This window comes from Niallia sp. HCP3S3_B10, assembly GCF_052064465.1.
GTDB lineage: Bacteria > Bacillota > Bacilli > Bacillales > Cytobacillaceae > Niallia > Niallia hominis.
On the sequence record NZ_JBQHVO010000019.1, the window covers coordinates 1 to 16,740 of the forward strand.

The 16,740-nt window shown below is 35.6% G+C and carries 16 protein-coding genes; 7 read left to right on the forward strand and 9 right to left on the reverse strand.

Annotation, left to right across the window (positions count from 1 at the left end):
• Positions 1-155: 155 nt before the first annotated feature.
• The 4 genes from trhO to ACTNDN_RS10390 form a co-directional block, all read right to left on the reverse strand.
• Positions 156-1,127 carry an oxygen-dependent tRNA uridine(34) hydroxylase TrhO gene (gene trhO / locus ACTNDN_RS10375; protein ID WP_109767885.1) on the reverse strand — a complete coding sequence of 324 codons (972 nt, stop codon included), beginning with the start codon at positions 1,125-1,127 and terminating at the stop codon, positions 156-158.
• 346 nt (positions 1,128-1,473) lie between these two features.
• Positions 1,474-1,719, reverse strand: coding sequence for a hypothetical protein (locus tag ACTNDN_RS10380; RefSeq protein WP_109767884.1), 246 nt, complete (start codon positions 1,717-1,719; stop codon positions 1,474-1,476).
• A 13-nt stretch (positions 1,720-1,732) separates the two neighbouring features.
• Complete coding sequence (locus tag ACTNDN_RS10385; RefSeq protein WP_235248489.1) at positions 1,733-3,079, reverse strand: PTS sugar transporter subunit IIC; 1,347 nt, start codon at positions 3,077-3,079, stop codon at positions 1,733-1,735.
• Positions 3,080-3,169: 90 nt separating this feature from the next.
• Positions 3,170-3,472 (reverse strand): PTS sugar transporter subunit IIB, encoded by a 303-nt coding sequence (locus ACTNDN_RS10390; RefSeq protein ID WP_109768645.1) that lies wholly within the window; start codon positions 3,470-3,472, stop codon positions 3,170-3,172.
• Positions 3,473-3,676: 204 nt separating this feature from the next.
• Here ACTNDN_RS10390 and ACTNDN_RS10395 point away from each other — a divergent pair, with 204 nt between their 5' ends.
• Entirely contained in the window at positions 3,677-4,426 is a 750-nt protein-coding gene (locus tag ACTNDN_RS10395) for a MurR/RpiR family transcriptional regulator (protein ID WP_109768646.1), read from the forward strand.
• 166 nt (positions 4,427-4,592) lie between these two features.
• On the opposite strand, the gene ACTNDN_RS10400 is transcribed toward ACTNDN_RS10395, so the two are convergent.
• Entirely contained in the window at positions 4,593-5,582 is a 990-nt protein-coding gene (locus ACTNDN_RS10400; protein WP_251627871.1) for a DUF3231 family protein, read from the reverse strand.
• A gap of 150 nt (positions 5,583-5,732) precedes the next feature.
• Between ACTNDN_RS10400 and ACTNDN_RS10405 the strand changes: the two genes are divergently transcribed.
• The 4 genes from ACTNDN_RS10405 (at position 5,733) to ACTNDN_RS10420 (ending at position 11,439) form a co-directional block, all read left to right on the forward strand.
• Entirely contained in the window at positions 5,733-6,542 is an 810-nt protein-coding gene (locus tag ACTNDN_RS10405) for a MurR/RpiR family transcriptional regulator (protein WP_231512495.1), read from the forward strand.
• Between the two features lie 197 nt (positions 6,543-6,739).
• Complete coding sequence (locus ACTNDN_RS10410; protein WP_031535071.1) at positions 6,740-8,314, forward strand: PTS transporter subunit EIIC; 1,575 nt, start codon at positions 6,740-6,742, stop codon at positions 8,312-8,314.
• 1 nt (position 8,315) lies between these two features.
• Entirely contained in the window at positions 8,316-9,671 is a 1,356-nt protein-coding gene (locus tag ACTNDN_RS10415; RefSeq protein WP_031535073.1) for a 6-phospho-alpha-glucosidase, read from the forward strand.
• 679 nt (positions 9,672-10,350) lie between these two features.
• Entirely contained in the window at positions 10,351-11,439 is a 1,089-nt protein-coding gene (locus ACTNDN_RS10420; RefSeq protein ID WP_251627873.1) for a helix-turn-helix domain-containing protein, read from the forward strand.
• Between the two features lie 9 nt (positions 11,440-11,448).
• Here the strand turns inward: ACTNDN_RS10420 and ACTNDN_RS10425 are convergent, their stop codons facing one another.
• Together ACTNDN_RS10425 and ACTNDN_RS10430 are read right to left on the reverse strand one after the other, a co-directional pair.
• Positions 11,449-11,583: a hypothetical protein gene (locus ACTNDN_RS10425; RefSeq protein WP_285846418.1), complete on the reverse strand. Its 135-nt coding sequence runs from the start codon at positions 11,581-11,583 to the stop codon at positions 11,449-11,451.
• Complete coding sequence (locus tag ACTNDN_RS10430) at positions 11,583-12,122, reverse strand: recombinase family protein (RefSeq protein ID WP_109768687.1); 540 nt, start codon at positions 12,120-12,122, stop codon at positions 11,583-11,585. Before ACTNDN_RS10430 ends, ACTNDN_RS10425 begins: the two co-directional genes overlap by 1 nt.
• A 144-nt stretch (positions 12,123-12,266) precedes the next feature.
• Here ACTNDN_RS10430 and ACTNDN_RS10435 point away from each other — a divergent pair, with 144 nt between their 5' ends.
• Both ACTNDN_RS10435 and ACTNDN_RS10440 read left to right on the forward strand, forming a co-directional pair.
• A complete protein-coding gene (locus ACTNDN_RS10435) occupies positions 12,267-13,730 on the forward strand; it encodes a SulP family inorganic anion transporter (RefSeq protein WP_109768649.1) in 1,464 nt (487 codons plus the stop codon).
• Positions 13,731-13,749: 19 nt separating this feature from the next.
• Complete coding sequence (locus tag ACTNDN_RS10440) at positions 13,750-14,169, forward strand: universal stress protein (protein ID WP_031535082.1); 420 nt, start codon at positions 13,750-13,752, stop codon at positions 14,167-14,169.
• A 64-nt stretch (positions 14,170-14,233) separates the two neighbouring features.
• Here the strand turns inward: ACTNDN_RS10440 and ACTNDN_RS10445 are convergent, their stop codons facing one another.
• Both ACTNDN_RS10445 and aspS read right to left on the reverse strand, forming a co-directional pair.
• Positions 14,234-15,118, reverse strand: a complete 885-nt coding sequence (locus tag ACTNDN_RS10445) for an SMP-30/gluconolactonase/LRE family protein (protein WP_031535084.1) — start codon at positions 15,116-15,118, stop codon at positions 14,234-14,236.
• A 272-nt stretch (positions 15,119-15,390) separates the two neighbouring features.
• The gene (gene aspS, locus ACTNDN_RS10450) at positions 15,391-16,686 is read right to left on the reverse strand and encodes an aspartate--tRNA(Asn) ligase (RefSeq protein WP_031535086.1); all 1,296 of its coding nucleotides are present in this window, start codon (positions 16,684-16,686) and stop codon (positions 15,391-15,393) included.
• Positions 16,687-16,740 lie beyond the last annotated feature (54 nt).

Consider the following 16,740-nt stretch of genomic DNA (forward strand, 5'->3'; position numbering starts at 1 on the left):
TGTTTCATTTTATCAGCCAAATCTTCTCCTTTATCAGCCATTGTTTCATTTTATCAGCCAAAACTCCTCCTTTATCAGCCATTGTTTCGTTTTATCAGCCAAATCAATCCCAAATAACAAAAAGGCCGTCCATTAAGGACAGCCCCTATTATTTATTACATTACTTTACTTTCTTCTTCCCATTGAGCAATTTCTTTTACTCTTGCTTCCACTTGTTCTGGAGTAAGACCATGATGTTTAACATAGAAGTTTCTTGGATGCGTACGGCACTCGTGGCTACAGCTTCTCATATACTTCTCTTCATTTTCTTCACTGCAAAGCATTTTGCGGTTACACTCTGGGTTTGCACAGTTTACATATCTCTCGCATGGCTCACCAGTAAAGAAGTCACGTCCAACGATAACATGCTCTTTTTGATTGACTGGCACACTGATTCTTTGGTCGAACACATAGCATTGACCATCCCAAAGCTCGCCTTGTACTTCTGGATCTTTACCGTAAGTCACAATTCCACCATCTAATTGACTTACATCTTCAAAGCCCTCTTTCATTAACCAGCCAGAGAACTTCTCACATCTTACTCCACCAGTACAGTAAGTAAGAATTTTCTTACCTTCTAGCATCTCTTTATTTTCTTTAATCCATTGTGGCAGTTCTCTAAATGTTTCAATCTCCGGCTTAATAGCACCTCTAAAATGACCAAGATCATATTCATAATCGTTACGAGCATCAATTACGATTGTATTTGAATCTTGCATTTGCTCATAGAATTCTGTTGGTTTTAAGTGCTTACCAGTTAATTCAAGTGGATCTACATCATCTTCTAAGCTTAAGTTCACTAATTCTTTTTTATGGCGAACATGCATTTTCTTAAAAGCATGTCCATCCACTTCATCAATTTTAAAGATAGTATCACTAAAGCGAGGATCCTGTCTCATCGCTTCCATATACTTATCTGTTTGCTCTACCGTACCAGAAACTGTTCCATTAATCCCTTCATGGGAAATAAGAATACGACCTAATAATCCAAGCTCTTTACAAAAAGCTAAATGCTCTTGTGTTAACTCTTCCGGATTTTCAATCGGTACATATTTATAATAAAGTAATACTCGATATTCACTCATTATTTCAACACCCTATTCCTTCTAAAATTATCTATAATAACTATACACCAATTGTGCTAATAGTAAAAACCAATCGCTTCTTTATAAAATCGCAAACAAACAGAAAGAGACTTCACCCATTGAAATCTCCCCCTGCTTAAAATTAAAGTTAAAATAATTATAATGTAATACGAGATAAAAAGAAAGATGCAGATTTTACCTAGTATATATTCCATTCGATATTTATCCTATACATTCTAGCATAAAAATATAATTCCTGCCTATCTAGAAATGGAAAAAACAATCCCCTTCCATCAAAAAAGGTACCCACTAAATGAGTACCTCGGACACCACTATCATTTCCAGTATATTACTCTCCCCCTTCTATCACTATCGTTTGAAAATGCAACGCACAGCCATATTTAGATTGTTGAAAAATTTTCTCTAAGTAAGATTGTACTTCCGTTACATTTAACGCTGATTCTACCTGAATATTTGCCTTTATTTTATTTAGAATCTCTACATCTGTTTGAACTTTAGCATCCTGATAATTTTCAAAAAAAGCTCGGACATAGTTTATTTGTCCACATAGGAACTGGATAGTATAGTGATTCATACTTCCTCACTCTTTAAGCCGAGACATCCGAATCACTTTTTTGTCCTCCATAACTTACTGCATTGGCTTTATTTGCTGCGATGACAAATGGCAAATACACAAGAGTAGAGACGGCTAGACACACAAATCCAAGCAATAACGCGATATAGTTTCCGCCTGTGCCCAGGAAGGCAATTAGTGGTCCTGGCGTAGTCCACGGCACAGAATAGGCAATTGGCGGAATTAATCCAGATACAATGGCAACATATCCGATAATAATATTAATGGCAGGGACAAGAATAAACGGCACGATTAAAATCGGATTCAATACTACTGGCAAACCAAAAATAACTGGTTCATTAATATTAAATATTCCTGGCGCAATCGATAATTTACCAATATCTCTGTAATCCTGTCTTTTCGCAACAATAAAGATAGCAATTAGTAGTCCAAGTGTCATTCCAGAGCCGCCATAGTTCGCAAAAGCATCATTAATCGCCCAAGTTACTGGATATGGAGCTCCCCAAGCAGTCCCATGCTCCGCAACAAAGTTAAGGTTTTCTAAATTCGCCTCTGCAAACATTGCTTCACGAATAGCAGCAATCGTGTTGGGACCATGAATACCGAATACCCATAAAAGGTTGGAAACAATCGCTAATATAACAAGAGAAACGATATTTGTACCTAGACTTTTTAATGGTGTCTGAATTGCGGCATAAATAAATCCGTGCAGGCCATCTGGATAAATAGCATTTATTAAAGCGTTTACAATAGCGAACAAAACAGTAATAATAATAATTGGGAATAACACCTTAAAAGAACGAGAAACAGCTGGAGGAACAGAATCAGGCATATTAATTTGAAGCCTTTTCGATTTAGATAATTTACTGAAAAGTTCTCCAACTAACAACCCTACAATTAATGCAACAAATAATCCTTGTGCACCGACCCATTGAGTCGTTAAGAAATTTGCCCCATCTACATTTGTATATGGTGGGTATATAATAAAAAATACAGAAAGACCAGTAAGTCCACTTAATAATTCATCTGCTTTGAGAGAGATCGCCATATTTCTGGCAACGAGGAAGACAATAAACATGGATAAAATATTAACTGATCCATTTAGAACCGGCGAGAAAACAGATTGTAAATCTGCTAAATTCGGAAATAATTTATGCAAAAATAAGATTTTAGCTATAAAGCCATCTGGAGCTAAAACGGCAAAATTTAGTAAGACAATTAATGAACCTGCAAGTGTAATAGGAAAAGATAGAATAAATGCATCACGGATTGCAACTATATGCCTTTGTGAGTTTAATTTTGCTGCAACTGGCACTAATGTTTTCTCCGCAAACTTCTCAAAAGCGGCCATAAAACCCATTGTAAAACTCCCCCCAAATAAATGTCATTATATTCACAGTTAGAAACTGTTTTATTTTGCAGGCATATCTAGTTGCAAATTGCATATCCATTAAGCTATTAATTCTAACGCCCTTTCTAATACTGCCTTTCCATTCATCGTGCCATATGCTCTCATATCGATTACTTCCACTGGTACTCTTCCAGCTATAATCTCTTCTACCTGTGGTTTTTGGTAACGAACCTGTGGTCCTAATAAAACGACATCTACTTCATGAGCAACTTTTTGACATTCTGACACTGGCAACGCGAAAATTTCTAGCTCTACCCCTTTCTCCTTTGCCGCATCATTCATTTTATTTACCAATAAGCTAGTGGACATTCCTGCTGCACATACTAATAGCAATTTCTTCATTTTATTCCCTCCCTATTTTTCATAACCAAAACATCATATTCCGCCTTCCTTCTAAATTGTATACGCTTTCAAATATAATACAATAAAAAATAAACACTTAGTATCTTTTTTCTTCAGTAGGAATTTGTTACATTTTAGTCACAACCTGTTTTATACTAAATGGTGAATATAGGAAAACTATCTTTTAGAGTAGGAGGGAAAAATTTGTTCACAAATGAAATGATCCAATCCTTTAATGATTTGGAAATGCTACTCTATAACTATGTTACAAAAAATATTGAAAAGGTTATTTACATGCGCATTAGAGAATTATCTGACGAAACACACGTCTCCACTTCTAGTATTTTAAGGTTTTGCCGAAAACTAAACTGTGATGGTTTTTCCGAGTTTAAGATTAAATTAAAATTATATTTAGATAGAAATGAACAAGAAAACTTAAAATCAACAAAATACTATCTTTCTGAGTTTTTGGAACGGACAATGAAAGGGAACTTCGAAACGTACATACACGAAACAGCTGAAATGGTAATCAAATCAAATAAAGTTATTTTCGTAGGAACAGGCAGTTCTGGAATTTTAGCAGAGTATGGAGCAAGATACTTTTCCAGCTTAGGAAAATTTTCTACTTTTATTAAAGACCCCTTTTATCCGATTAACAGTAAAGAATTAAAAAACAGTACAGCCATTATCTTATCTGTTTCTGGTGAAACGGATCATACACTGCATCTTGCAAATCAATTAAAATTAGAAGGCTGCAACATCATCAGTATCACCAATAGCAAAAACTGCCAATTAGCAAAAATTTCCGATATCAACATTGCCTATTATGTTACAGAAGTTTATATAGGAGAATCGAATATTACATCCCAATTACCGGTAATGTATATACTAGAGGAAAGCGCTCACACTGTAAAAAAGAACAGTAAAAAAAATACTACAGAACTGGAGGCATAAGATTAGAGGATTGACCAAAACAGCTTAAGATAGACCCAAACAATTATACGCAATGCCGACAAAAGATTCATATAATTGTTTGGGCTTTTTTTAAAGTATTCCAGGAAGTTTGTCGCTATTACTACCTACGTCCCATAACATACACTTCTCTTTCCATAGGGAAAGTTTATATTTGAATAGTTGGCGGTGGCTGTTCTAGCCAACTATTTTCAATCATCAAATCTTCCCCATCTTTTGCATATTGAGCTATTTCCATGGACAGTCTTTCATAATTGAGCAAAAGGTCACTTCTTTGACTAGCGCCTCCTGCTAATGCGTAGTTTCCAACTCCTGTAGCACTTAATAAGCTAATATGGAACATCATTAATTTATCTGAAAATGTACGTACCTTAGAATCAGTAACTCCTATATCCGATGAATTTGGACTTTGTATTCCTTCATCCACTAAAGCATCCATGAATAATTTTAAATGCTTTTGGGAAATATCCTTTCCTCTTAACATATATGCCCGTACATCTTTATTTGTGGTAGTTTGAGCAAAGGCTAATGTAATCTTCACTCCCAAATTGTTCGTCTGAGTATTCATAAAAAGATGGGAAACCTCTACGGCATTTAAGGGTCTTTTTTTATGGAACAAAGAGAAACCACTTAAGTATTTCTTGCTATCTATGTAGTCAATTTTCTTTGGAATGGAAGTATGCGGTGATCGAATTAACAGACCCTTCTTTTCTAATATTGAATTCGTTAAATGATAAAGCTTGGAAGTATTATGTAATCCATGGTGATAAAAAGCGCTGAGGTCTTCCCTTGTACTCATTGCAAGGAACCCTCCATAAGCCAATAAGCCTGCTTTCGCCATTTGATTAATATATGCTAGACAAAAGGTTTCTGTAAATAAGGCAGGAGCATTGGTATTAACATCTGTTTCTGTAAATCCATGAGGAATGGCGAAATCATCTTTTTGAAAAATCTTTATAAAACGCTTTTCTTGTTTTTGGGCAAACTGAAAAGAAAAACGAATCGCATTAGAGATTTCTCGATCCTTTACATGCTGAAGCATATGCGTTAGAACCTGCTTTGACATACAATTATTCATATAAGATGTCCACAGGGAAGCTATTTCTGAGGATGTTAGCTTTATATTTGATTGAGACACGAAGTAAAACCTCCAGAATTTACATTGTGTTTAGTAGTATTGGCATCCTTTTTTAAATTATGCTTACCACAGCAAAAAAGTAAAACATAATACCCTATATATTCATTATAATAAGAGATACATATAGGCCGAAAATACGAACAAGGAATGATGAGAGGTTTGAAAAATATAGATATGCTGTTTCTTGATTATGCAAATGATAAAAACTTAACAGAAGCAGAGAAAGAGATCACCTATTTCCTTATCCAGAAGAAATTAGCAGGAGAAACATTAAGCATTCGAGCAGCTGCAAATGATCTATTTGTATCCACAGCAACCATTATCCGCCTCTGTAAAAAACTTGGTTTTAGTGGCTATAGTGAATTTATTTACAACCTAAATTTAAAAGTAACAAAAATGCTTGATCAAGAAGTAGAATATGTAGATAGTATTCATCAACCATTGATAGATGCTGTTTCTTCCTTTAAGCAAAATTATAAACAAACAATCGATTCCCTTGATGAAACAAGCATCGAACTATTTCTTGCGCAAATTAATGAAAATAAAATGATTTACTTTTATGGTGCAGGCTTTTCTACGCTTTTTTCTAGCTATTTTGCAAAAAAACTAGAGCTCTTTGGTTATTATGTTTCCAATTCAACAACAAGCGACAGTAGAGCGATTTTTCTCAATAATATTCAAAAATACAAATTGCTCATTGCTTTTTCTCGCTCAGGTGAAACAGCTAAAGTACTAGAGAAAGTGCAAATCGCAAAGGATAAAGGCGTAAAAACAATCCTTTTTACCGGAAACAATAAAAGCTCTACCGCCAAAATTGCTGATATTGTCTTTACCGTCCTCGATCCTACCATTGAGTCTCAACAAGAATTCGAAGTTACCTCTTTTGAATCCAATATGTTTATGCTCATTGATTTACTTTTAATCGTAGCGATTAAAAGAGGGATTGTTAAAGAATATTAATACTTTTTTTATATACACTGTTGAAAGAGGATGCTATCGAACATCCTCTTTCTTTCACTTAAGCCTTGTAACATGTTACAGGATTGAAAGACATTGTACACAATCCTTGCAAACCCTTTCAAATTTACCTGTTCAATTATATACTTTGGTTATTAAAAAGATATGACAACGCTTACCAACAAAGGGAGGTTTTATAGATGAAAAAGGTAGTAAATGGTCTTCAGCTCTTCGGAAAATCTTTATTTGCACCAATTCTCATTCTACCGATTATCGGTCTATTTATCGCATTTGGAAATGTTTTCGGAAACGGAAACTTAGCACAATATATTCCGATTTTAGAAAATCCATTAATTCAAAATACAGGGAAATTTATATCTTCCTCCGCTGTATCGATTTTGCAAAACCTAGCTTTAATCTTCGCTGTCGGTATTCCGATTGGCTTAGCTAAAAAAGATAAAGGATATGCTGCCTTAACTGGCTTAGTTACCTTCGTTATTTTCATAAATGCAATGCATCAAATATTAAGTTTAACTGGTAGCTTAGTAGCACCAGAGCAAATGCAATTATCTGGTCAAGCAATGGTATTAAATGTTCAAGTATTGGAAATGGGTGTTTTTTCTGGAATTCTTCTAGGTGCTCTAGTTGGAATTTTGCACAATAAATACTGCGACACGGAATTCAAAGGTGTTATGGCTATATACTCAGGACATCGCTTTGTAGCTATTTTAGCCATTCCTAGTGCGATGATTTTAGGAGCACTTGCCGCAGAATTTTGGCCATTCGTACAAGATGGTATTACAGCTGTAGCCAGCGGCATTAAAAATTTAGGAGTAGTTGGATTACTTATTTATGGATTCTTAGAAAGAATTCTCATCCCAACTGGATTACATCACTTAGTGTATACTCCATTTCTTTACACAGAATTAGGTGGAGTTGCAAATATCGGAAATGAAATTATTTATGGCGCCCGAAATATCTATTTTGCCGAAATGGCAGACTCAAGCATTAAAGTATTAAGCAGTACAGTGAACTGGGATGCTCGCGGTTTAAGCAAAATGTTTGGACTTATGGGAGCAGCACTAGCAATGTATGTAACTGCAGATAAAAAGAAAAAAACAATCGCAAAAGCAATTCTTCTTCCTGCAGCCTTTACCTCCTTCTTACTAGGAGTAACAGAGCCTTTAGAATTTGCTTTCCTTTTCACCGCACCAATCTTGTTTGTCCTACATGCTGTTCTTTCTGGTGTGGGTATGATGCTCTTAAGTATCTTTCATGTACATGCAATTGGCGCAAATGGATTTATTGATTTCTTACTATATAATTTACCGCTTGGAACAACAAAGTCCAACTGGCCAATGTTTATCTTAGTAGGATTACTAATGGCAGTTATCTATTTTATCCTTTTCCGCTTCTTAATTCTTAAATTTAATTTAAAAACACCAGGTCGTGAAGAAGATATGATAGCAGCTGAAACAAATGAATTAGCTAATGCAGAGGCAGCTGTATCTGGTGGAACGACAAATGATTCGCCATCAGCTTTAGGGGCAACTATTGTCGATGCATTGGGCGGAAAAGCAAACATTGAAAATGTTGATAATTGCTATACAAGATTACGCCTAATTTTAAAAGATCCAAATGCAGTAGATGAACTGATATTAAAACAAACAGGATCCAAAGGAATTATCAAATCAGGAAATAATGTCCAAGTCGTATATGGTTTAAATGTTAAATCTGTTCGAGATCAAGTAGACCAACAATTAGGAGGAATTTAAGATGAAAACATATAAATTAGCAGTTGCAGGCGGGGGAAGCACATACACTCCAGGAATTATTCGTAGCTTAATGGACCGATTAGAAGATCTACCACTTTCTGAAATTCGCTTCTACGATATTGACGGAGAAAGACAGTCTAAAGTAGTCGTAGCTGCAAAGGCCGTCATTGAAGAATATACAGATAAAATTAAAGTCATTGATACAACAGATCCACAAACAGCCTTTGAAGATGTAGACTTTGTATTTGCCCAAATGAGAGTTGGAAAATATGCAATGCGTGAACTCGATGAGAAAATTCCCCTTTCCCATCATGTAGTTGGGCAAGAAACATGTGGACCTGGCGGATTGGCTTACGGACTGAGAACTATCTCTCCAATGATTGAGCTGATCGATTATGTAGAAAAATATGCTAAAGAAACAGCATGGATTGTAAACTACTCCAATCCAGCATCCATTGTGGCAGAAGGTGTTCGTAAGCTTCGACCAAATTCAAGAGTCTTAAACATTTGTGATATGCCTGTTGCAACAATGCGTAATATCGCAGCAATCCTCGGAGTAGAAAGAGAAGAATTAGATGTTGACTACTTTGGTTTAAATCACTTTGGCTGGTTTACAAGCATTAAAGTTGATGGGGTAGAAAGATTGCCAGAAATTCGTGAGCATGTATATAAACATGGATTACTAACAGAAGATGTTTCAAAAATTGACTATCGTCATGCAGATTCTTCCTGGATTAAAACCTTTAAGAATATTAAACTAATCATGGATCATTTTCCAGAATATCTGCCGAATCCATATTTACAATACTATCTGTTCCCAGATCATATTGTGGAAACTTCAAATAAGGAATACACTCGTGCGAACGAAGTAATGGATGGCCGTGAAAAAACATTGTTTGAAACAGTAGATAAATATGAAGAGACTGGTATTTTAGAAGATTCCTTTGCAGTTGGTGTACACGGAACATTTATTGTAGATGTAACAGTATCTCTTGCTCAAAACCTCGGAAAAAGATATTTAGTAATGGTAGAAAACAATGGAACAATTCCAAACTTGCCAAATGATGCGATGATTGAAGTGCCTGCGCTTATTACAAGTGATGGTCCTAAACCTGAATTTGTTGGAGACATTCCTTACTTCTACAAAGCAATGATTGACCAACAATTAGCATCGGAGAAAATTTTAGTGCAAGCCATTGTGGAAGGTTCTTATGAAAAAGCATTACAAGCATTCACATTAAATAAAACCTTACCTTCTGCTAAAGTAGCGAAAGCAGTTCTTGATGATTTAATTGAAGCAAATAAAGAATTCTGGCCAACATTAACAAAAGAATATAAAGAAGGCGTATTAGTGTAAGATTATAATAGGAGGCTGGGACATAAACATTTCAGTTAGCAACAAAGTCGAACAATTATGCGATTAACATGCATAATTGTTCGTTTTTCGTTTTAGAACAAGGTTTTAAAACAAAGTGAAATGGAGCGGAGGACGCTCGACTCCTACGGGAGATGCGAGAAAGTCCGAGACCCTGCAGGAGTGTGAGCTGTGAAGCGGCTCGGCGCTCGCCCCGGTGAGTCGTGCGGTAAGCCTCGGAAAACAAAAACCTACACTAAGTTAGAATGGTTTGCTAACTAATGATTCACCAGGTAATATACTTTTTCAGTGGCCTCGCAGTGAGGAGGCTCAGCTTCCTCCCCGGCGCATCGTGCGTCTGTAGAGCAATGGAACGACTTAGTTTTTACACTTAACTATATTTAAAAACATAGAGAACCCTCTTGAAAAAGTAGCTTTATTTTAGAGCTGAATTAGAGATTGTTCGTCTTTAAAGATTATGTATTTCGTTTTTTCCCAGTCTCTTTTTAATGTTCTAATGTTGTATTGCTTTTCACTAGAAACCCTCATGCAAAAACAATTCTACCACTAGTAGAATCACTATTTTTCAGCTATTCAACTAGCCGTTGATAGGCATGTTTTGGCAAGTATGCTAGTATCGAATTAGACAGTGCGCACTGGAAAAGTAGAGGAGATGACAAGTATGGTTGATTCACGAAAAATTGGGGCTTATATATCAAAATTGAGAAAAGAAAAAGATCTAACACAGGTTGAATTAGCAGATAAATTAAATATCAGTCACCAAGCGGTATCCAAATGGGAAAGAGGAGAATCCCTTCCTGATATTATGACCATTCCCATTATTGCGAATGAATTGGAGGTTTCTATTGATCTCTTAATGAACGCTGGAAATAAACAACCAAAACCTTCCAAGCAAATTGGGAAAATGGTTGAGCATTTATCGGCCGACCAACCCGAGGAAGTAGCGGATTTAATTAATTCAGGAGCTGCCGACGTAAAGGAGCTGATTGATATCGCCCCTCTTATTAAAACTAGTCAACTAAGTAAAGTATCTGAAAAAATGGATGCAACCGCTTGGGATTTAGACACAATTGTTCATCTAGCTCCTTTTCTGTCAACAGAAGCATTAGATGAAATCGTCATACAAGCAACAAAAGGAACTATTGATTGGAAGATTGTTCAACGAATTGCCCCTTTTTTATCTTCTAGCACCTTACACTCAATCGCCAATCAAGTCATTAGCGAATCGATTGAACCTATAGAATTAGTGCAGCTTGCACCCTTCTTAGATGAAGAATATATAGACAGCTTAATATGGAAAGTGCAAAATGGGCAATTAACTTGGCAGTTCATCACAAATATGGCTCCTTTTATTAGTGATACAGCTTTAAATAATCTTGTCTTGCAAGGAATAGACGACATGTTTAATGAGGAACATATAATTGGCTTGGCTCCCTTTTTAGAAGAAGATACGATTGAACACTTAGTTTCAATCGCATCAAGTAAGGGGGAATGGTCTTTCATACAAAAAATGGCTCCATTTATAGGAGAAGCTTCCTTTAATGAACTAGTGGATAAAGCAGTGAATGGAGAAATAGAATTAGAACAGCTAATGGAACTTGCTCCTTTTTTTGAAGAGGATGCTATTGATCAATTATTATCCAATATGGATGCTGATAGACTGTCTCCTCAATCACTAGCAAAGCTAGCTCCTTTTATGGAGAAAAATTCTTTAGGTAGAATCGTAAAACAGTTACTTAAGACAAGATAAATGCAGTATTTATCTTTCTAAAAAAAAAATCGTTTCTACTTCGACTTGGTCGTTCATTCCTCGGATGAACGACTTATTTCTTGCTTTCGTTCCTTTGATAAACTCTACTTCTGCCTTCCACTCTTTAAAAATGAAATCCCCCATTAATGCTCTAAATACCTATATAATGTAGATTTACTAATTCCTGTTTCTGCTTTTATTTCTTTTAATGTATATTTTTTAGACTGATACATCTCCATTGCTTTTTTTACATTTTCATCCGCTTTTCTCGGTCTTCCACTTGCTTTCCCATGCTGTCTCGCGTATTCCATGCCTTTTTTTGTTCTTTCCCGAATAATCTCATTCTGGAATTCAATTAAATGAGATAGCATTTCAGACAACGAATACTCCTTTTTTCTTTCTGTATCAATATCTTCCTTTATTGATTGTAAATAAGCACCTTTGTCTTCAAGTATTTCTAATAACTCCATCAGATGCCTACTCGAGTCTGCAATGGTAAATAACTGCGCTACAACAATTTTGTCTCCCTTTAATAGAGAGGCTATTACTTCCGATAGCTTTGATCTATTTTTTGCCGAATCATGTTCTTCTTGATACATTTGCTCACATATAGGTTTCAGTATTTTTAACTGCTGCTCGCAGCTAGTATCTGCAATGGTAGGTCGCATATAACCATATTTCATCTTAATTGCCTCCAACATTATCTCTTCTCATTATTATAGATAGAAATTCTCTCCTTGTAAAAACTATCCCAAAATATATTCCTTTTTGGGAAAAAACATGGTAGACTTCTTTGTATCAAGCAGAAAGATATTGAGGTGAATCATTTGATTGAAAAAATAAAAAAGGAATGGTTTTCAAATATCCGTGGGGATATTTTATCAGGAATGGTCGTTGCTCTTGCATTAATACCAGAGGCGATTGCATTTTCTATCATTGCCGGGGTAGATCCGATGATTGGATTGTATGCCTCCTTTACTATGGCTGTGGTTATTTCGTTTACAGGTGGAAGACCTGGTATGATTTCAGCAGCAACAGGAGCAATGGCATTATTAATGGGGCCATTAGTTAGAGATTACGGATTAGAATATTTATTTGCTGCTACAATCCTTACAGGGATAATTCAGATTATTTTCGGCGTATTAAAAATTGCGAAGCTCATGAAGTTTATCCCGAGAGCAGTGATGATTGGATTTGTTAATGCTTTAGCGATCTTAATTTTTATGGCTCAAGTGCCACATCTTATTAACGTCACAAACATTACTTATTTATTTGTAATCATCACGTTATTAATTGTGTATATCTTGCCGCGATTTTTAAAAGTCATTCCAGCACCACTAATTGCTATTATTATTTTAACCGTTGTTGCTATTTTTGGAAATGTAAATGTAGCTACTGTTGGTGATTTGGGAAAAATTACGCAATCATTGCCATCTTTCTTTATTCCAAATGTACCGTTTTCCTTTGAGACGTTAGCAATTATTTTCCCATATGCGCTAGCTTTATCAATTGTTGGTTTATTGGAATCCTTATTAACTGCTTCTATCGTTGATGATGCAACAGATACAGACAGCAATAAAAACAGAGAAGCAAGGGGACAGGGAATAGCTAATATTGTTACAGGATTTTTTGGCGGAATGGCTGGCTGTGCGATGATTGGTCAATCTGTTATCAATGTGAAATCAGGTGGGAGAGGAAGACTCTCTACATTTGTTGCAGGTGTTTTTCTTATGTTTTTGATAATGGTATTAGGAAGTCTTGTTGTACAAATTCCTATGCCAGTCCTAGTTGGCATCATGATTATGGTGTGTATCGGCACCTTTGACTGGTCTTCCTTCAAGTACTTAGTTACTGCTCCAAAAGGAGATGCAATCGTTATGCTCGTAACCGTGATAATTGTTGTCGCAACCGATAATTTATCCATAGGGGTAATTGCTGGAGTTATTTTAAGTGCTGTCTTATTTGCTGCGAAGATTTCCCATGTGAAGATGCATAAACAGGAAACATCGCAAGGCTACAACTATGCAGTGGAAGGACAACTATTTTTTGCTTCTGTTGATAGCTTTGTTCAAGCATTTGATACAACGATTAAAAACAAAGAAATTTCCATTGATTTTACTAATTCTCATGTATGGGATGATTCTGCAGTCGGTGCCATTGATAAAATTGCGTTAAAGCTGAAGGAAAATCAAAATACAGTTACCATTACTGGCTTAGATTCTGCAAGTAAAAAGATTGTAGATAAACTTGCTGTATTTCCCAAACAAAATGCGAAATTATCTGATCACTAACTCAAAAGGAGCGTAAATCATGTATTCTACTATTCTTTTAGCAATTGACGGTTCAAAAAACTCGTTAAGAGCAACAACAGAAGCAGTGAAATTAGCTTCCCTTCAGAAGAATGCTGTAATTACAGTTGTTCATGTCCTAGATATCACTCAATCGAAATATGATGTATTGCACGCTCAAGGGAAGGCTGATTTAGAACTTACTAGGCGGAAAAAATTCGTATCAATGGAAGAATACTTACAATCCAATAATATCGCTTATAATCTACTATTTCTTCATGGAGAGCCGGGTCCTACAATTGTCGAGTATGCAAATCAAAATAGCTTTGACTTACTTGTCATTGGCAGTCGCGGATTAAATTCCTTGCAAGAAATGGTATTGGGAAGTGTTAGTCATAAAGTAATCAAACGAGTAAAATGTCCGGTTTTAGTTGTTAAATAAAAAAAGAGCTAATCAAATGATTATCCTGTTTGATTAGCTCTTTTTTATAGCCAATATCTACGAATTAGTTTTGATATAAATACGTTTTTACCCCTTGAATATGTAGCTTGATTTTATATAACCCTCCTGATTGTGGATACTTTTTTAATTCTTCATCATCCAAACCAGATCTCGCTGTCGTTATATATAACTCATTTAATTTTTCCCCTCCAAATGTACAAGAAGTCACATTCGGTACTGGCAAGCATATTTCACTTAATTTTTCCCCACTCTCTGGATTCCATCTAGACACTCTTCCTCCACCATAATGAGCAATCCATAGCATTCCTTCGCTATCAATTGTCATACCATCTGGGAATCCTTCTTCCTCTGAAAAATCAATAATCTGCTTTGCTTTTCCTAATTTTCCTGTTTCCAAATCATATTCATAACGTGTTACTGTTTGAGCAGGTGTATCAATATGGTATAAGTATTCATTATCACTAGTCCATGCCATGCCGTTCGAAATACTCAAATGACTTATTTTTTCCGTCCATTTTCCTTCATTATCAAGACAGTATAGTGCTGCATCTTTCGTCTTTCCATCTCTGCACATTGTACCTGCCCATAAACGACCATAAGCATCACATTTCCCATCATTAAAACGATTCTGTTTTAAATCTCGCTCTGGATCGCCAATAAACTTTAGTTGCTCTGTTTCTATATTTAAAAGATGAAAGCCATTATCTAATGTAACAATAAATTCTGTATCTTTTGTTATACAAGGGATAACAGCCGATACTTCACGTTCTAGTTGAACCTGTTTGTGCTCACCAGAAATATGGTTATACATATGTACTTTTTTTCCTTCAATATCTACCCAATATAAAATATTGTTTCTAAAATCCCAGCATGGTCCTTCTCCAAGCACAGCTTTTGCATCAAGTACTAATTCTAGATCCTCTATCATATGTTTCCCCCTCCAACTATGTATAATCTATCTCCTTGTCCTATACCTTTTCTAGATAGAAAAGAAACCCATATAATTAAAATTTTATAAAAATATGCTCCTTTTTATGTTTCAATCAATCAAATTCGGGATATTATAATAAAACTAGCTCCTTTCGTAAATGTAGCTCTGCTTTGGTTATGTTTTCTAGAAAACATTTTTCCAAATTAACCTACGAATTTACGAGTAAGGGGCTAGTTTTTATTTATGGGTACTAGACTTAAATAACCCTTTTATGGAATAAGCCTATCACAATCTCTCGGAAATGCGCTTGCTTCGCGAATATTACCAAGGTTTAGGAACTTCATTATAATCCGTTCTAAACCAATTCCAAATCCTCCATGCGGTGGAATAGCATATGCAAAAGAATCGATATATGCCTTAAATTCATTCGGATTTAGTCCCTTTTCTCTAAAAGAAGCTATTAGCTCTCCTTTACGATGAATCCTTTGCCCGCCAGAGGTAATTTCACTTCCTTTATATAAAAGGTCAAAAGAATCTGTCAGCTCAGGATTTTCCTTATTTGGCATGGTATACATCGGTCTTGTTGCTCTCGGATAGTTTGTTATAAACACAAAATCACTTCCATATTTATCCTTAACATAGTTTCCGATGCATTTTTCCCCTTCTGTATTTAAATCTCCTTCTGGAGAGTCCTTTTGATATGTCTCTTTTAATATAGCCTGTGCTTCTGCTAATGTCATTTTAGGGATTTCGTTCAACACTGGTATGTCGACCTGAAGAACGTCCAGCTGCTTCTGACAACGCTCCTTCACATATTGGAAAACATATTGAAGAACTCGCTTCTCCATCTCCATTACTTCCTCCACATTTTCAATGAATCCCATTTCTACATCTAACGAAATATATTCATTTAAATGTCTAGATGAATTATGCTCTTCCGCCCTATATACAGGGGCAATTTCAAACACCCTTTCAAAGCCCGCTCCTACCATCATTTGTTTATAAAATTGAGGGGATTGTGCTAAATAGGCACTTTTATCAAAATAGTTAAAGGTAAAAACATTTGCCCCGCCTTCTGCTCCTTGTGAAACTATTTTTGGAGTGAAAATTCTGGTAAACCCTTCTTGCATGAGAAAATCTGTAAAACCTTTCACGAACACGGATTGAATCGTAAATATTGCGTTTATTTGTTCATGTCTTAAGGATAGAACTCGATGATTCAGTAAATGATCTAAGCCGACATTCAGTTTTTTCTTATTAATTTCAAATGGCAATAAATCAGCTTCAGCTAGTACGAGGATTTCACTAACTTGAAGTTCCACTCCATTTGCTGTTTTATCTGTTTTTACAAGAATTCCGGTAACTTGAACAACACTCTCTGTCTCTATTTTCACCTGATTCTGCTCTTGCTCTAATACACATTGCAGCAACCCAGTGCGGTCTCTCAATAACAAGAAGCCTACTTTTCCTAGCTGGCGAATCTTTTTCACCCAGCCCTTTAAAACAACCTCTTTACCAATAAGCATATTACACTCAGAAATGAGCACCCTTTTTGAAGATTCCATATAACTGTTCCTCCTAAAGTTAGTAAAATTTTGATTCATATCGTTATCATCATC